Source organism: Phytohabitans aurantiacus, assembly GCF_027923225.1.
GTDB lineage: Bacteria > Actinomycetota > Actinomycetes > Mycobacteriales > Micromonosporaceae > Phytohabitans > Phytohabitans aurantiacus.
On sequence record NZ_BSDI01000028.1, the window covers coordinates 49,126 to 65,258 of the forward strand.

General features: G+C 68.6%; 13 protein-coding genes and 2 pseudogenes. 7 read left to right on the forward strand and 8 right to left on the reverse strand.

Annotated elements, in window-relative coordinates; translation table 11 throughout:
- Positions 1 to 576 precede the first annotated feature (576 nt).
- Positions 577 to 853: pseudogene (locus QMG73_RS46610) on the forward strand (IS1380 family transposase); the annotation flags it as partial.
- 129 nt (positions 854 to 982) lie between these two features.
- Here the strand turns inward: QMG73_RS46610 and QMG73_RS25550 are convergent.
- Positions 983 to 3,802, reverse strand: a complete 2,820-nt coding sequence (locus QMG73_RS25550) for a BTAD domain-containing putative transcriptional regulator (protein WP_281899755.1) — start codon at positions 3,800 to 3,802, stop codon at positions 983 to 985.
- A gap of 31 nt (positions 3,803 to 3,833) precedes the next feature.
- Entirely contained in the window at positions 3,834 to 4,505 is a 672-nt protein-coding gene (locus tag QMG73_RS25555) for a PIG-L deacetylase family protein (RefSeq protein WP_281899757.1), read from the reverse strand.
- 125 nt (positions 4,506 to 4,630) lie between these two features.
- Here QMG73_RS25555 and QMG73_RS25560 point away from each other — a divergent pair, with 125 nt between their 5' ends.
- Positions 4,631 to 5,707, forward strand: a complete 1,077-nt coding sequence (locus QMG73_RS25560) for a class I SAM-dependent methyltransferase (protein WP_281899759.1) — start codon at positions 4,631 to 4,633, stop codon at positions 5,705 to 5,707.
- Positions 5,708 to 6,854: 1,147 nt separating this feature from the next.
- Here QMG73_RS25560 and QMG73_RS25565 read toward each other — a convergent pair.
- Both QMG73_RS25565 and QMG73_RS46455 read right to left on the reverse strand, forming a co-directional pair.
- Positions 6,855 to 7,739, reverse strand: a complete 885-nt coding sequence (locus QMG73_RS25565) for a class I SAM-dependent methyltransferase (protein ID WP_281899760.1) — start codon at positions 7,737 to 7,739, stop codon at positions 6,855 to 6,857.
- 71 nt (positions 7,740 to 7,810) lie between these two features.
- The gene (locus QMG73_RS46455) at positions 7,811 to 8,392 is read right to left on the reverse strand and encodes an RNA polymerase sigma factor (RefSeq protein ID WP_407676858.1); all 582 of its coding nucleotides are present in this window, start codon (positions 8,390 to 8,392) and stop codon (positions 7,811 to 7,813) included.
- A 480-nt stretch (positions 8,393 to 8,872) separates the two neighbouring features.
- Here QMG73_RS46455 and QMG73_RS25580 point away from each other — a divergent pair, with 480 nt between their 5' ends.
- A complete protein-coding gene (locus QMG73_RS25580) occupies positions 8,873 to 9,373 on the forward strand; it encodes a nitroreductase/quinone reductase family protein (RefSeq protein ID WP_281899762.1) in 501 nt (166 codons plus the stop codon).
- Between the two features lie 274 nt (positions 9,374 to 9,647).
- Here the strand turns inward: QMG73_RS25580 and QMG73_RS25585 are convergent, their stop codons facing one another.
- Positions 9,648 to 9,875, reverse strand: a complete 228-nt coding sequence (locus QMG73_RS25585) for a hypothetical protein (protein WP_281899763.1) — start codon at positions 9,873 to 9,875, stop codon at positions 9,648 to 9,650.
- Positions 9,876 to 10,159: 284 nt separating this feature from the next.
- Between QMG73_RS25585 and QMG73_RS25590 the strand changes: the two genes are divergently transcribed.
- Positions 10,160 to 10,609 (forward strand): hypothetical protein, encoded by a 450-nt coding sequence (locus QMG73_RS25590; protein WP_281899765.1) that lies wholly within the window; start codon positions 10,160 to 10,162, stop codon positions 10,607 to 10,609.
- Positions 10,610 to 10,635: 26 nt separating this feature from the next.
- On the opposite strand, the pseudogene QMG73_RS46460 reads toward QMG73_RS25590, so the two are convergent.
- From QMG73_RS46460 to QMG73_RS25600, 3 genes and pseudogenes are all read right to left on the reverse strand, one after another.
- Positions 10,636 to 11,073 (reverse strand): annotated as a pseudogene (locus tag QMG73_RS46460) (monooxygenase family protein); the annotation flags it as partial.
- A gap of 89 nt (positions 11,074 to 11,162) precedes the next feature.
- Positions 11,163 to 12,101, reverse strand: a complete 939-nt coding sequence (locus tag QMG73_RS25595; RefSeq protein WP_281899767.1) for a cyclase family protein — start codon at positions 12,099 to 12,101, stop codon at positions 11,163 to 11,165.
- A 47-nt stretch (positions 12,102 to 12,148) separates the two neighbouring features.
- Entirely contained in the window at positions 12,149 to 13,066 is a 918-nt protein-coding gene (locus QMG73_RS25600; protein ID WP_281899769.1) for a LysR family transcriptional regulator, read from the reverse strand.
- 83 nt (positions 13,067 to 13,149) lie between these two features.
- Here QMG73_RS25600 and QMG73_RS25605 point away from each other — a divergent pair, with 83 nt between their 5' ends.
- From QMG73_RS25605 to QMG73_RS25615, 3 genes are all read left to right on the forward strand, one after another.
- On the forward strand, positions 13,150 to 13,971 hold the full coding sequence (locus tag QMG73_RS25605) for an LLM class flavin-dependent oxidoreductase (RefSeq protein ID WP_281899771.1): 822 nt from the start codon (positions 13,150 to 13,152) through the stop codon (positions 13,969 to 13,971).
- A gap of 89 nt (positions 13,972 to 14,060) precedes the next feature.
- Complete coding sequence (locus tag QMG73_RS25610; RefSeq protein ID WP_281899773.1) at positions 14,061 to 15,278, forward strand: MFS transporter; 1,218 nt, start codon at positions 14,061 to 14,063, stop codon at positions 15,276 to 15,278.
- Positions 15,279 to 15,286: 8 nt separating this feature from the next.
- Positions 15,287 to 16,123 carry an alpha/beta fold hydrolase gene (locus QMG73_RS25615; protein WP_281899774.1) on the forward strand — a complete coding sequence of 279 codons (837 nt, stop codon included), beginning with the start codon at positions 15,287 to 15,289 and terminating at the stop codon, positions 16,121 to 16,123.
- Positions 16,124 to 16,133: the final 10 nt, after the last annotated feature.

The following is a 16,133-nucleotide window of genomic DNA, read 5'->3' on the forward strand; positions in this document are numbered from 1 at the left end:
CGATATCGGGCATCTCGCGCTGCCCGACCGGGACCGCGGTACCCCGCAGTGAACGCCGGTGGCCACCGACCTAGGTTTCACACCACGCGTCGGCGGACGGCCGCAACTGGCACATCTGGGCCCTGGACTGGGAAAACGCGGTTCTTATTCTGCCACGTATGGTCCACTATCTATATTTGCAGCTCGCAGCCCCCTCGCCTGAAATCTCGGGTAAGGGGCTGCTCCGTATGCACCCATTACTATGGGAGCAGCTGCGAGGACCTCCGCTTCCCGGTTCTAGATCTATGTAGACGGTGTCCTGGGCCCCCGGTCTGCCGTTGCCGTGGCTGCGGACCCGGTTCCGACGACCATTGAGGCTTCACCTGTCCGTGATCCGGGTGAGCGCTGCGGTGAGCCTCCGGACCGTGCGGGTGAGGTTCACTTCGTAAGTCGCATCGCGTGGGTCTGCCCAGGGGCTGGTCGAGGGTTGGTCGGCGTCGTCGGTTGGTGGCGGGACACGAGACGGTGATCGCTCGACACGTTTCGGGCGTGCGCGGGCAGGATCGTGGCCGTAGGTGTCGGCGATGGCATCCTGCGCTGCGGCTGGGCAACGCCGGTGCGAACACCGCGGCCGATCACCTGGAGGTCCTGGCGGAGGCGTTCGCGCAGATCCCGACCGAGCATCGGCGGCGCCTGCTGGTGCGCGGTGACTCGGCCGCCGCGGCTCACGCCGTGCTGGACTGGCTGGTCGAGCAAAACCGCAAGCGTGGCCGCAGTGTGGAGTACTCGATCGGCGATCGGCGAACCGGAACGGACCGCGATCGCTGGCATCCCCACGTCCGGGTGGTCACCAGCGATCAACGCCGACGGCGGATACCTGCGGTCGTGTGCGATCTGGGCGGCGGCGGGCGAGGTGGGCTTCCAGTCGTCGCCCGGCGCAGCGACCAGCTATGGGTTTGTTCCTCTATCCCGCGGCTCCGTTCGCAATCCGCGGGTGTCGGAATCAGCTGACCGACGAATGTCGGGACGCCAGCTCACCGAGCTCGGTCACCGCGCGGTCGAGGACCGCCGGCCCGCCCAGTTTTGCCGCTTCGTTGCGCACGTGCTGCAGCTCGTCCTTGTCCACGATATCTTCCACGCGCACGAACGATCGCGCGCTGTGTCGGGCGATCTCCGGGCTGACGGCAGCGGCCCCGGGGATGGCGTCGGCAACGATCAGTAGCAGGGCCGCGGTTGACGGGCGGCCGGCTGAGGCGAGCAGCTCGGCTGCGTTGCGGGCGGTGGTCCACAGTTGGGTCGTCTGCCCGGTGCGCCGCCAGAACTCAATGAGGTAGGCGAAGCCGTTGGCCGCACCCGCCACGTCCCCGGTCCGTGCCTGTGCCGACGCCAGGGATACCCGGGCCACCCCCTCGATGAAGCTGCAGCCGACCGAGATGGCTTCCCGGATGGCGGCCGAGTAGCACGCGATCGCCTGCCTCGATGGCAGCAGTTCACCCTCGACGTAGGCGACGAAGGCGCGGTGCGATCCGCACCGGGAGGTCACCCGCGCCCGGTCGAGCAGCGAACGGGCCGATGCACGATCGCCGTCGTACGCTGCGGCGAGCGCGGCGGAGCCGACGAACGTCGCCTCGTCGGGGCTGGGTGTCGCGGCGGCCTGCAGCCAGTCCTGGCGAGCCGCGCCGAAGTCACCGCGGAAGTGCGCGACGACCCCGAGCACGCTCCAACCGCGGATTTCGTCGCCCGCGTCGATCGCCTCGCGGGCGAGCCGTTCGGCCTCGTCCAGCTCGCCCGTGAGACGCGCGGCTTCTGCCGCGGCGGCGAGTATGGCCGGGTGAGAGGGGTGACCGACGAGCGTCGAGTCGGCGGCGAGCTCCGTGGCCCAGGACCAGATTTCGGGTAGGTCGCGCCACGTGGCTACCTGGTTCACGCCGAGTGTGATCGCCACCCGGTCGTCGAAGGATGCCAGGTCGCGCGCGGCGCGCAGGTTGTCCAGCTCGGCCCGCAGCCTCCGATCGACGCGCGCTTCTTCCGCCCCCGGCATCCGGGTGCCGATCTCCTCGGCTACGACGCGGCACCGGGACACGAACCGCGCGGAGGCTTCGTCGCGCTCGGCGAGGAGATCGATCTCGTCGTGAAGGAAAGCGCGGACCGTGAACAACAGCCGGTAGCGACCCGCGACGGGATCCGCGACCAGCAGCGACGCGTCCACGAGCCGGTGCAACAGGTCCACGGGGTCGTCGCGCAGCCCGACGCTCAGTGCTTCGACCGTGGGGACGTCCACCCCACCTGCGAAGGGCGCGATCGCGCGCAGGAGCCACTGCTGGTCGGGTGTGAGCAGGCGGTAGGACGACGCGATCGTCGCCCGCAAGGTCCGCTGTCGCTGGGCCTCCGGGCCCTCGAGCCCGGTCGCGAGGTCGAGGGCCCGGTCCAGGCGGGTGAGCACATCGCGCATCGGCATCAGTCCCACCTGTCTGGCTGCCAGCTCGATGCCGAGCGGCAGGCCGTCTAGGCGTTGCAGGATCTCGACAAGATCGGCCGCTTCCTCGGCGGCCAGTTCATAGGACGGCCGGCGCCGCCGAGCGTGCTCCACGAAGGCGCGCACGCTCGGCCTGCGACGTAACGCGTCGAGGTCGGCCGCATCGTGAGGCACCGGGAGTGTCTGCAGCCGCACGACGTACTCCCCCGGCACCTGCAGGGTCACGCGTGAGGTGGCCAGCACGCGCACGCCCGGCGACGAACGGCTGATGGCGACCACCAGATCGCGACAGGCGGCTGCGACGTGTTCACAGTTGTCCAGCAGGAGGAAGAGCGACCGGTCCGCCAGAGCGGCCGCGATGTCGGCCGGGTGGACCTCGCCGGTCATCCGCAGCCCGAGCGTGGACGCCACCGCCTGGCAGACGTGTTCGGCCCGGTCGACCACGGCCAGTGGTACGACCACCGCCTCGTCGGCGTCGGCCGCGATGTCGAGCCCCAACCGGGTCTTGCCGACCCCGCCCGCGCCAGTGAGAATCACCACCGCGTGATCGGCGAGCAGTCGAAGTACCTCCTCGCGCTCATGCTGTCGACCGATCATTGGACCGATCGGTCTCGCGACACGCGCGGCGAGCACCTGTCGCCCGAGGGTCCCGGCCGCGACCCGTTTCTCCAGCTCGGCCAGTGCGGGCGTCGGATCCAGCCCAGTCTCGTGGACCAGCCGGCGGCGAAACGCCTGGGCCGCCGTCATCGCCTCCGCTGCGCGGCCCTCGGCCGCCAGCGCGCGGATCTGTAGGAACGCGGTCCGCTCACGCAGCGGCGCGGCCGTTGCCGCGGCCGCAGCGTCCGCGGCGACATGCTCACCTGTTGCCAGGCGTCGCTCCAGGAACTCGTCGACCAGCTCCAGCTTCAGCTCGCCGAGTCGGACCGACTCACTCTCCAACTCGGGCAGCGAGCGGAACTCCTCCAAGGCGGGCCCGCGCCACAGCGACAGCGCCGCCCCGGGGTCGTCGGGAGCGAGGCGTTGTACGGCATCGACATCGAGCTCCCACGGCTCCAGGTGGAGGCGGTAGCCGTTGGCTCGCCGTTCCAGCCGCCCTGCCAACAGACCGAGATGACCGCGCACACGGGAGATGTGGTTGTAGAGCGCCTGCACCGCGTTGTCGGGCGGGTCGTCGGGCCACAACGCTTCGATCAGCCGCTGGACCCCCACCGTCCGCCCGGCCTCGAGAGCGAGCAGCGCCAGCAGGGCTCGCCGCCGGCTACCGGGGACGTCGACGGTTCGGCCCTCGACCATGACGGCGAGCGGACCGAGGAGGTCAACGCGTAGCGGGAGCCGGGATCGGTCCATTCCCGCACTGTGCCGCAGCGCGGGCGCGCAGTCACGCGGTTTGCAGCGGCGCGGCGAAGGCTTCTTGTGACACCCAGGTCCGGAAGCGATCCAGCCCCACCGCCTCGACAAGGCCGCCGGTCTGTGACCACTGGCGGAGTAGTGCCTCGACCTTGCGGTCCAAGAGCTCGCCGTCAAGCTCCAGCAGCAACGCGAGCTCATCGTCAGCGCACACCCGTGGACGACCGAGTTCGAAGACGTTGAAGTTCTCGTCCAGGTCCGCGTCGAGCGGCTGGGGCCGCGCGACCGAATGCAGCAGCAGCGGTGTCTCGCGGGCGCCGAGGATGGCCAGGTCGGTCCACCCGTTCACCGCCCGGTGGTCGGGGTGGCCCGTGAAGCCGTCCTGGCCGAAGGTGACCACCGTGTCGGGCCGGACATGGTCGAGCAGACGGCCCAATCGGGTTGCGGCCTCGGCCGGGTCGACCGAGGCGCAGGCGCCATCGTCGTACTCCAGCCAGTGGTGCTCGGTCACTCCGAGCACCGTCAGGGCGGCCTCCAACTCGGTGCTGCGCACGTCTGCGTCACCGCCGGCAGCGCCGCGGGTAGCGGTCACGCACACGACACGGTGACCGGCGTCCGTCAGCGCCGCCGACAGCCCGCCGGCCAGATAGGTCTCGTCGTCCGGATGAGCCCAAATCATCAGGACCGTTCCCAGGTGTTCCATGGCCACGATGATCCCGGCAACACCTGTCACGGCGCTGTCACCGCAAGGACAGGGCCGTGGGATCGGGCTCCTCCACACTCCTCAACAGCGCAACCTGGCGCCCCGACGAAAGGCAACAACGCATCATGACTGCACAGCTCGACGCACCCGTCCTGGACTCCGGCAGGCTCGAGGAGTTCGCCGGCAAGGTCGCCGGCGACCAGGCGGCAGCGTACAACGCGATCCTTGTCTACCTCGGCGACCGGCTGGGGATCTGGCGATCACTCGCGACGCTAGGCACGACCACCGTGGCCCAGCTCGCCGAGCACGCCGGCGTCGCTCCGCGATACCTCCAGGAGTGGCTGGCGGCCCAGGCCGCCAACGGCTACGTGACCTACAACGCCGCCGCGAACACGTTCACCCTCTCGCCCGAAGCGGCCTCCTGCCTAGCCGAGGAGGAGAGCCCCACTGCGCTGATGTCCGGCTTCGAACTCATCGCCGCGGTGTGGGCCGCCAGCGACAAGCTCGCGAACGTCTACACGACCGGCGAAGGGCTCGGCTGGCACGAGCACGACCCCCGCCTGTTCACCGCCGTCGCCCGCTTCTACGGAACGATGTACCGCAACTCGATGCTCAGCGAGTGGTTCTCCGCGGTGGACGGTTTGATCGAGCAGCTTGAGACCGGCATCCGCGTCCTCGACGTCGGCTGCGGTCTGGGCGTCCCGACCATCCTGTTGGCGGAGGCGTTCCCGAACTCCACGTTCACCGGCGTCGACTACCACCAGGACTCGATCCGGCAGGCTGTCGCTGCGGCGGCGGAGGCCGGTGTCTCCGACCGCGTGGAGTTCCTCGTCGGTGACGCGACAGGGTATGACGGCACCTACGACCTCGTCCTGTTCTTCGACGCGGTTCACGACTTCGGCGACCCCGTCGGCGCCCTAGCGCACGCCCGCAGCGTGCTGGCGCCTGGTGGCCGGGTCGTGGCGATCGAGCCGTATGCCGAGGATACGCTCGAGGCGAATCTGGCCAACCCGATCGCCCCCGTGTTCTACGTCGGCAGTTCGGCGCTGTGTGTCCCACACAGCGTCTCCGACGGCGGCGCGGCGTTCGGCGCCCAAGCCGGCCCAGCCCGTCTCACCCAAGCGTTCCGCGACGCCGGCTTCACCTCCGCGCAGGTCGCCGCGTCGACGATGACCAACCTGGTCATCGAGGCCCGCGCCTGACCCGGCAGACTCACCATCAAACCACCGCGGAGCCTGCGCCGAGTCGGTGAAGAGGCCGTTGAGCAACCGCATCCCAACGCTGGTTGATGAGCGACCGTAGGGCTTGTTCCGAAACAGGGCGCGCTGCCGCTGCAGGCTCGCCAGCGACTGGAGAGCCCGCAGCGGCGTGAAACCTCGACGGTCCCGCCGGTTCCGCACGGTGGGCCACATCGGCCACCGAGGCTGCAGTTGTCCGACGGCATCCCTGCGATCGAAATCGCCAGGGTGGTGTGATCGACAACGAAGGAGTTCACGATGGCCACGACGCTCGAGCCGGCCGGCCGCCACTTCGACCTGCTGACCGCCCCGACCCCCGGCCTGCCTGCCGACGCTTTCGCCGAGCGGGTGCTCGCGGCCACCCTCGGCACGACGCCGCGGCAGGGGAGCCGCAGTGGCGGCATCGCCTTGCGTCCATGCTCGAGAGCGCCACGTCGTTACGCTGCGGTGGGATGTTGCGGACTTTTAATCCGCGGGGGTTGCCTTTCGGCCCCGCTACCAAACGTAAGCCAAGCACGTCTAGGTTCTCGCCTGCCATTCCCAGTCAGATGGGCCGGAGTATCGCCAGGTCAGAGCGGTCGTTGCCCAGTGTAGTCTCCGAGTCGACAGGCGCTCAGGGCCAAAATCCAGACTCTAGGCGCGGAGTCCGCCCAGGGTCGCTGGCATCCGAGCACCCAGGGAGCACCCACAATCCACCAACCACTCCCGTGAGGGTTCTACGGGCCGACTCGCGACCGACGATGCGTCCGGTGCACGACTCGCAGAAGCAACGGTTCCCTAAACAGCCACTTCATCTGGCGTCCAATTACGCTGACCTGCTGACCGTGTGATGGCCGGCCGGGCGAACTCGTCGCGACTGGGCGCGTTCCCGCCGTCGGTGGCACGAAGTCGGCTCGATCATGTCACCCTCACGCCGCGACAAGGTCCATAGTAGATCGGTACTAATACGGCCTGCTGCTGGCCTTTTGGTGGAGGATTCTTCGGGGCTGCGGGTGGTATCGGTTAGTGACACACATTCCGCCGATGACTGCGAGGAAGCACGGCGCCCGTAAGAGGATCTGAAACGGTCGGCTGATCCCTGGTCCGCAGGGTCACCTTGGACGGGGCGGATTCAACTGGCCGTGCGACGATTCTGCGCGGCCGCGCGCGCTCGTTTGATCGTGCGGGTCAAGATGGGCGGAAGCAGATCGACCACGATCCGCTTGGCGCGCGGCGTGACCCTGAGGGACCTGGCGGGCGGCGGGCCGTTCGGCGGCACCGGACACGGCGGCGGTGTCGTCCAGTCCGATACCCGGATCAGGCGCTCTCCGGTCACCTGCTGCACTTCGCTCTTTGACGCCGGCTGGGCCCGCAGCCACTTGAGCATGGCGTCCTGGATGGGCTTGGCGTCCCCCCAGGTCGCATAGAGCTTGTTGGGAGTGAGACAGATCAGCCGGAGCCCGCCGGTGGCGACCTCTGGCCAGACGGCCGCTGGGACGCCGGGGGTGTGCGCGCTGCGAATGTCGTCGAACACAACGATGCCGTCGTCGATCAACACCGAACGGGCAATCTGAACGTCCTCCCGGACGACGTTGTAGAGATGGCACGCGTCCACGTGGACAAACCGACAGGTGCCGGGTTTCACGTGCTCGGGTAGCTCCGACGTCGGCGCCTGGAGCACCTCGGGCGACTCGGAGTGGAAGGCGGCGTAGTTGAATTCGAACGCCGCCCTGGTCAGGTTCTTGGTGTAGAACTGGGCAGTCCTGCGGTTCTCCGCCGTCGGTGGCTCCTCGCCGAAGAGGTCGCACACCACAAACCGTTCGCCAGGCCGGCGATGACGGCCGATCAGGATGGCGCTCTTGCCGAGGTACGCCCCCATCTCCAGTAGGTCGCCGGTGACCCCGGCGCTCTCCTGATAGCCCAGCAGCCAATCCATGACCAGTTGGTCGGTCCGGCGATACCACCCGCCGACTTCGTCGAGGGTGCGGGGCAGGGTATCGGGCACGCGACGCTGCACCTGGGCACCGTACCCTGTGTCAAAGCGGGGCTGCGGCGTCGCCACGCTACCGGGGGAAGATCAGGCCCTGCTCACAGCCCAGATAAGGCTTCGTGGTCGGCCCGCCACGGGAATGACCCAACGCGTGACGTCCGGCTCGGTCCGCACACGGCCGGGCGGTTCGGCTTGCAGATCCCTTTTCCGCGCGCCAGCGGCATGCCGATGCGCCCGCGCGGTCGGCGAATCAACCGACACTCCTTGTGCGACATCGTCATCGGTTGGCCGTCCGGCCCGGTCTCGCCTGGGATTCTCGGCTCGAAGATCCATTCAGCGCCGGGCGCCGCCTCCCTCAGCGCCGCGTCCAGGCTCTCGCTGAGTCGCCGCGCGGTCGCCTCGATGGACTCCGCACTGTCCGCCACGAGCGCGAACCGGGTGTCCACCGTGCCGACCGTGATCTGGAGAATCTCCGCGGTCTCCTCGACGGAGAAATCCAGGTAGAAGCGCAGCACCAGCACGGCGCGCTGCCGTGGGCCCAGCACCTTGAGCAGCCGCATGAGCGACTCCCGATCGGTGATCCGATCCGGCACCGACCACCCCAGGTGCGGCGGCTCCGCCTGGCTCGAATCCCGGCGGGACGCGCGCTTCTGCTCGTCCAGCCAGGTCCGGCTGAGCACCCGCTGGGCGTATGCGTCCCGCGCGCACCTTGCGCCAGTTCCGGAACAGCTTGGTCACCGTGATCGACACGAGGTCGTCCCTGGGCGACGTCGGGCCGGCCGTCGGCCGTCCAACTCACCAGGTCGTCTTCCTGGTACGCCGCTGCCCAACGCAGGAACAGCCGGTCCGAGGGCAGGTACGTCGTCATCGCCGGCTCGTCGCCCAGAAACAAGCGCCTGCCTCACAGCGAGATCGCTGATTGCGGAGCGACGAGCAGCGGCCCGCCCAGCCGACGAAATCCACGTGTACTGCAACAACTCCACATCCCGTATCGACTTGCCAAACCGTGGCCATACACGAATGCCGTCAGCGCAGGGCAGAACGTTGTCATCACCGAAGCCTTGATCGGGTGGGCGGGCCGGCTGTCAGCGGACCGTTCGGCGCTGCCGGCCTGCGGCTGGCTGCCGTTCGTGCGTGACAGCGGCCAATACGATGGAGGGGTGACCGAGTCGGACCTGCGCCCTGCCAAGAAGCCGTGGTTGCCGCCCCGTTGGTTCATTCGGCTATTCTGGTCGGCTCATCGGGGCGTGGTCCGGCGTTCCGGCGGCCGGGTCGGACTGTCGCGTCCGCACGCCAACCGGTACGGAATGCTGCGCCTGACCACCGTCGGGCGTCGCACCGGCCAGCAGCGCAGCGTGATCCTCGGGTACTTCGAGGACGGCGCGAATCTGGTCTCGCTGGCGATGAATGGGTGGGGGGAGCCCGAGCCGGCCTGGTGGCTCAATCTGCAGGCGCACCCGGACGCAACCGTTGACCTGGTCGACGGGCCGCGGTCGGTGCGTGGTCATGCTGCGACAGGCGACGAACGGTCGCGGCTGTGGGCCCGCTGGCGTGAGATCGATAAGAACCTGGATGGCTACGCTGCGCGGCGGTCGTCCGAGACTGCGGTGGTGGTCCTGGTGCCCCGGCCTGGCACGTCTGAGGCGTCGCGGGGCACCTGATCGACTAGCTTTGCTCGTGGCTATGAGAGTGCGCCTGTCGGCGCTCGTTAGGCGGACGCCCCCAAGCGGCTTGCGGAGGCGATTCGCAGAACCAGCCATTCAGCGCGTCGCCGGCAGGTACCGAAGGCCACCGGTATCCGGGATTAGATAGCCGACAGCGCGCGGAGGTGCCGGGTCGCCGTCGAGATCCTTGGCGTACGTCTCGCCGGAGACTTCGAATCCGATTAGCCCGAGCCGGAGGTCCACCGCGGCGCACAGATCGTGCGGTTCCCGTTCACGGCTGCCATAGCATTCCGCGGACCTGCGCGGCGCGCCAGAGGGCCGGAAGAGCACGGTCGACGCGATCGTTGTTGGTGTCACCGACCTCGATCGCGAGTTCGTAGAAGCCGCCGTGCCGGTTGTCGTCGATCGTGAACGCCGCTGGACTCGTCACCGGCCGATCATGCCCCGGGCCGGTCGCGGCGGCGACCGAGTTCCACATCGTCACTTCAGTAACCGTCACACGTGACCTGTATGCGGCACTGCGGGCAAACAGACGCACGCCTCGCGGCATGAGAATGCGTCGGATGGGGTCGCGGCATTGCTTGCATACTGGATAGGGGCACGCGGCCTGGTGGTCGCCGTTGCCACGTACGTCGTAACGACGAACGCCATAAAAGCACCAGGACGGTATACGACAAGGAATGCCGTGAAGGGTTGACCGGATCCTGCCCCTTCGGCCCTTCAAGAGATGTGCGTCGAAAGATAGACTCCGGCGGATATGTTGGTTGCTCTGGAGGAGGTTTTGTGCGCGCGAGAACCCTTTTCACCGCCGTGATCGTCGCCGCGTCGCTGGCCGCCGCCCCGGCGCCGGCCAGCTCGGCGGCTCCCGCCGACCCAGTGGCACCGACCGGCTGCGTGCCTACCGATGCGACCGGCCGGCCGATCCAGCTCGGGCAGGCCGACAACGGGCGCACCATCTGCCTGCGTCGGTGGCAACGGCTGTACGTCACGCTCTCCGTCGACCCGGTGCGATACCCCAACCCGTACAACTGGTGGACTCCAGTCCAAGCCAGCGGCGACGTCCTGGTCGCACTGCCGCTGCCGGCGCCCCCGCCGCCCGGCACGACCGCGGCCGCATACCGGGCTGCCCAGCCTGGCCGCGGCGGCCTAGCCTCGTACCGGGACGTCTGCCCGCCCGAGATCCCGTGCGGCGCGCCGGTACTGCCTTGGCGGGTGACCGTCGACGTGAACTGATCCCGGTGCGGCCCGCCCGCCTGCACGACGAAGGTCTCGTGCCAGAAGCCGACGTCGCCGGTGTAGCCGACCCTGCGGTTGAACATCCGCCAAGCGGCCAGGTGCGGCAGCAGCGAGTCACGGGCGAACCGCTGCAAATGGTCGGCGCTTCGCCAGTACTGCACCAGAACCGGGCCGCTCGGTCGCATTGCGATGTGGTGGCCGAGCAGGCCGAGATCCTCGTTCGATAGCCGATGGATCATCCGCGGCATCGCAACGAACACAGGCCACCATTTGTGGACCTTCCACAGCTTGTTGGCGGCGACGTCGCCGACCACGGCGCCGAGTCGGAGTAGGAGCAGGTACGCGACCTCTTCGACTGCCGGCACTGGTGCTCTTTGCCCTGGCAACCAGGACGTGCGGGAGGTGTTCCGGAAGGTGCGATGGTCACCGCCGCGACCGTGATCGCGTCCCAGGCGGCCCATATCGGCTACCTGCCCCGGCTGCGCATCGCTGGCTCGGACGCCCGAGAGCAGCAACGCCTCGGCGAGGAACGGCCTAACGCGTGCTGCGGTCAGAATGTGGCGATCGGGTTGACCGGGCTGCCGGACGTACCGGCGAAGCGGACCGGCGCGACCGCGAGCTGGAAGTCCCACTGGCCGAGCTCGGCAGCCGTCGCCGCGCACGCCTCCAGGTCGCAGTTGTCGAGCATCCACAGACCCATCGCGACGAGGCTCACGGCGTGCACCGGCATCAACACGTCGTCGTACCCAGACGGCTGGACGTCCTGAGGGGTGTCGGCGCCGATCAGCGCGACCTGCCGTTCATGCAGCCACGGCAGGCAGGACGCGTGCCAGCCGGCCTGCGTGAAACCGCCGGCCTCACCGGCCTCGTGCCGGACGCGGCCGTAGCCGGTTCGCAGGAGTACCGCGTCGCCGGCTCGCACCCGCACACCCTGGCGACGCTCGGCTTCCTCCAGATCGGCGGGAAACACACCCTGCCCCGGTTCCAACCACGGCACATCGCGCACCTTCGCGATGTCCAGCAGGACGCCGCGCGTGAGGATCCCGCTTGCCGCCGCCGTGACCGCGGCCCACGCCGATCCCGTTTCGGCGTCGACCAACGAGTGTGACCGCCCGTTGTACATCGTGCCGTCCCAGTAGATGTGGCACGGCGAGTCGAGGTGGGTGATGGTGTTGCCGTGAAACGTGATGCCGAGCCGCTCGGACGAAAAGCCCCAGCGCCGATCGGCGTGAAACGCGGCCACCGGCATGTTCTCGGCACCCGGCATGTCGGCGGCGCACGGGCAGGTCGTCGTCGACCGTTCCATGTCTTTCGGCACGGCGACCTCCCACGCGCACGACACGCTCCTGCCGTGGCGCACGGCCTGCGCCGCCCCCAGCCGGACGTCGTCGGTGATGTGGTTCAGGGTCCCGAGCTCGTCGTCGTCGCCCCACCGTCCCCAGTTCGACAGCGTGTCGAAGTATCCGAGCACGTCGTCCTGTGTGGGCATTGGCCGCCCTGCCGTCATTCCCGCATCGACTCCTCCGGTCACGCGCGTCAGGATACCGGCGCCTGCTGGCCCCCGATCTGTGTTGCCAGCTCGTTGGCGGTTTCGATGGCGATGTCGACGGCTCGGGCCGCGAGCGGTGATTGGGTGCGTCCGGCTGGCCAGTACAGGTACCACGTGGTGGTGGGTGATGGTCGCAGCTGGTGGACGCTGAGCTGGTCGTCCGACCAGGCTTCGGATCCCTGGAGGGCGAGCCATGGCAGCACCGCGGAGCCGATGCCCGCCCGCACCATCGACACGATGGTTTCGTGGCCGGTGGTGCGGAATACGATCCGTGGCCGCGCGCCGTTGCTGGCGAGCGCACGCTCCAACCATCGTTGGTGATAGTTGGCGGGCCAGGCGACCATCGGTGCGTCGTCGAGCGACCTGACCCGTACCGGTCCATTGTGGAATGCGCCGGCGCCCGCCACCAAGAGGTACGGCTCGTCGAGCAGTTCGACGTGTTCGACATCGCCGTCGATCCGGCTGTAGTGGAACAGCAGGTCGAGCTCTCCGATTCGCGGATCGTCCGGCCCCACCTCGAAGAGCCTGATGTCGCAGCCGGGATGCTCGTCGAGCAGGCGGCGTACGACGGTCGGCAGGATCAACCTGGTCGCGCCCTGGAACGTGCCGATGTCGATCCGGCCGTTGCCGGCCCGGAAGCGATCGACCGCCTCGCCCAGCGCTTCCGCTTTCGCGAGCAGGTCGCGTCCGTGGGCCAGGACCACCTCGCCGAGGGGCGTGATGCGCACCTGCCTGGGACCTCCAGGCCGGTCGAAGACGGCGCCACCGACGGCCTTTTCCAGCGCGGCGACCTGTTGGCTTACCGACGATTGGGTGTAGCCGAGCCGACCCGCCGCCTTCCCGAACGTTCCTTCTTCGGCGATGGCCACCATGGTTTTCAGGTGGCGCAGCTCCACGTCGGCCATGCGTCACAACATAACAAATAACGATTGATTTGATCGAAAAGTATCGCTTTCGACAATGAGCTGTTTGGCCTAGCGTGGTGATCATGAAAATTCAATCGGCGCTCTGGCTGCCGCTCTTCAATGATCTCGCCGATCCGGTAGTGGTGGCGCGCCTGGCCGCCGAGGCGGAGGAGGCCGGCTGGCACGCCATGTTCGTGTGGGACCACCTGCGCTGGCGGGCGCCGGTCCAGCAGGTGGCCGACCCGTGGATCACGCTGGCCGCGATCGCCACCGCCACCGAACGCCTCCGGTTCGGACCCATGATCACACCCCTTGCCCGGCGCCGGCCGGCAAAGCTCGCCAAGGAAACCGCCACGCTGGACCGGCTCAGCGGCGGCCGCCTCACGCTCGGCGTCGGCCTCGGCAGCGATCGCTTCGCCGGTGAATTGTCTGCGACCGGCGAGGAGCTCGATGATCGGCGGCGGGGCGAGATGCTCGACGAATCACTGGAGATTCTCGCCGCCGCGTGGTCCGGCGAGCCGGTGCATCATCACGGCCGGCATTACACCGTCGACGGCATCTCCTTCCTTCCCAGACCCGTGCAGCGCCCCGGCGTGCCGGTATGGGCCGCGGGATTTCCCGGCAACGTCAAACCGTTGCGCCGTGCCGCTCGGCACGATGGTTTCTTCCCGGTCAACCTCGAACACCCGGACCAGCTCGCCGAGGTCGTCACCACCATCACCGGCCTCCGTCAGCAGAAGGCGACCCAATACGACATCGCTGTCGCCCTCCCTCCCGGTACCGATGTGGCGCCCTACGTGGCGGTGGGCGCCACATGGTGGCTGGCGGAGCTCGATCCGGAAACGGTGTCGCTCGACGAGGTGCGAGGCGTACTCCGCGACGGCCCGGCCCGTCCGTCCACATAGGTCTGCGAAACAGAGTATCGTCTAAGGCGATCAAAACGAACGTAAACAATCGCTTTTCACGATGCGACTGTGGATCTAGCGTCGGTGACATGACAACCAACGGCGCCCTGGCAACAGCCGCACTGGCGATCGAACCGCGACCGTCTCGGGCGAGGCAATCGAGCCTGGTGTGGGCGCTCACGGCGACGCACTTCGTAAGTCGGGCCGGCGGGGTGGCGCGGTCGTTTCTGGTGCTCTATCTGACCCAGGAGCGCGATCTCTCGCCGGCGACGGCCGGTGCGGTGGTCGCCGCGGTCGGCGTCGGAGACATCGGGTCGCAGCTGTTGGGCGGCTGGCTAGCGGATCGGATCGGCCGGCGCCACACCATGCTCGTCGGGTTCCTCGGCACAGCCATCGCGCTGATCGCGCTCGGCTCGGCGGAAACGATGCCGGGGATCTGCGCGGCGGCCGTCGGTGTCGGGCTGATGGCGGAGCTGTTTCGCCCGGTGGGGTCGGCTGTCGTGGCGGATCTGCCCGCACAGGAGCGGGTCCGCGCCTTCGGTCTGCTCTTCTGGGCGGCCAATCTCGGCTTCACGGTCTCGACCGTGGCCGCGGGGGTCCTGGTTCGACAGGGATACGGCATCCTGTTCTGGATCAACGCGGCGGCCTCGGTCCTCGCGGCGCTGATCGTGTGGCGACACGTCCCCGAGACCCGTCCGTCGACGCCGGAAGCGACCCGGCGAGCGCTGCTACCGGTCCTCCTGCGCGACCCGCTGATGCTCGTCATGGCGGCGATCCACGTCGTCTACTTCACCCTGTTCCTGCAGGCGTTCTCGACGCTCCCGCTCCTCATGGCGGGCGACGGCCACGGTCCAGGGACATTCGGTGCGGTGCTCGCCCTGAACGGGATCGTGATCGTCGTCGTCCAACCGATCGCGGTCCGGCTGCTCGACGGCCGCGACACAGCGTCGGTTCTGGCCGTCTCGATGCTGCTGGTCGGCATCGGCGGCGGACTCGGCGCTGTCGCGCACAGCGGGACCGGACACGCCGGGGCGATCCTCGTGTGGACCCTCGGCCAGATCGGTGTCTCCGTCAAGTTCGGCGCCACCTTCGCCGACCTCGCGCCGGCCGACCTGCGCGGCCGATACATGGGCGTCGCCGCCACCACGTGGAGCCTCGGCGCCGTGCTGGGACCGCTGCTCGGCACCGCCCTGCTCGAACACGCCGGGCGCACCGCGCTATGGGCGGCGTGCTCGGCCATCGGGCTCGCACTGTTCGCCGCGCAGCGGGCCATCGCCCCGGCACTGCGCACCACCACCACGAATTAGGAGAAATCATGGAGCGACTCATCCAGACCAACGGCGTGACCCTTGCTACCGAAAGCTTCGGCGACCCCGCCAATCCGGCCATCTTGCTGATCATGGGCGGCGGAGCCTCGATGGACTGGTGGGAAGACGAGTTCTGCGAGCGCCTCGCCACCGCCGGGCGGTTCGTCATCCGGTACGACCACCGGGACACCGGCCAGTCGACCACGTACGAGCCGGGCGCTCCCGGATACAGCGCGAACGATCTCGTGGCCGACGCCGTGGGCCTGCTCGACGCGTACGGCCTCGCCACCGCGCACATCGTCGGCATGTCGATGGGCGGCCGGATCGCCCTGAAGCTGGCGCTGGACCATCCCGGCCGGGTGGCCTCACTCGCCCTGATCTCGACGAGCCCGGGGGAGGGAGATGATCTCCCCTCGATGACCCCCGAACTCCAGGCCGCGTTCTCGGGCGAGATGGCCGAACCGGACTGGTCCGACCGCGCATCGGTGATCGACTACCTCGTCGCGGACGCCCGCCGGTTCGCGGCGGCCTCCCGTCCCTTCGAGGAGGACGCCATGCGGGATCTCGTGAGCCGCGCGTACGACCGCACCACCAACATGGCCTCGGCCATGAACCACTTCACGGCCGCGGACTCGGGCCATCCACGGGAGCAACTCGCGAAGGTGAGCGCTCCCACGCTGGTACTGCACGGCACCGAGGATCCCCTGTTCCCGTACGAGCACGGGCGTGCCCTGGCAAAGGAGATCCCAGGCGCCCGGCTGGTGGCCCTGGAACGGACCGGGCACGAGATCCCGAAGGTGGCCTGGGACGTCGCCATCCCCGAGATCCTGCGACACACGGGGTAACGGTGAGTAG

What these genes read in the sequence shown, in the direction of transcription:
- QMG73_RS25550 (WP_281899755.1), bottom strand. Translation starts at nt 3,802, where the DNA reads ATGGACCGATCCCGGCTCCCGCTACGCGTTGACCTCCTCGGTCCGCTC.
- QMG73_RS25555 (WP_281899757.1), bottom strand. Translation starts at nt 4,505, where the DNA reads ATGGAACACCTGGGAACGGTCCTGATGATTTGGGCTCATCCGGACGAC.
- QMG73_RS25560 (WP_281899759.1), top strand. Translation starts at nt 4,631, where the DNA reads ATGACTGCACAGCTCGACGCACCCGTCCTGGACTCCGGCAGGCTCGAG.
- QMG73_RS25595 (WP_281899767.1), bottom strand. Translation starts at nt 12,101, where the DNA reads ATGCCCACACAGGACGACGTGCTCGGATACTTCGACACGCTGTCGAAC.
- QMG73_RS25600 (WP_281899769.1), bottom strand. Translation starts at nt 13,066, where the DNA reads ATGGCCGACGTGGAGCTGCGCCACCTGAAAACCATGGTGGCCATCGCC.
- QMG73_RS25605 (WP_281899771.1), top strand. Translation starts at nt 13,150, where the DNA reads ATGAAAATTCAATCGGCGCTCTGGCTGCCGCTCTTCAATGATCTCGCC.
- QMG73_RS25610 (WP_281899773.1), top strand. Translation starts at nt 14,061, where the DNA reads ATGACAACCAACGGCGCCCTGGCAACAGCCGCACTGGCGATCGAACCG.
- QMG73_RS25615 (WP_281899774.1), top strand. Translation starts at nt 15,287, where the DNA reads ATGGAGCGACTCATCCAGACCAACGGCGTGACCCTTGCTACCGAAAGC.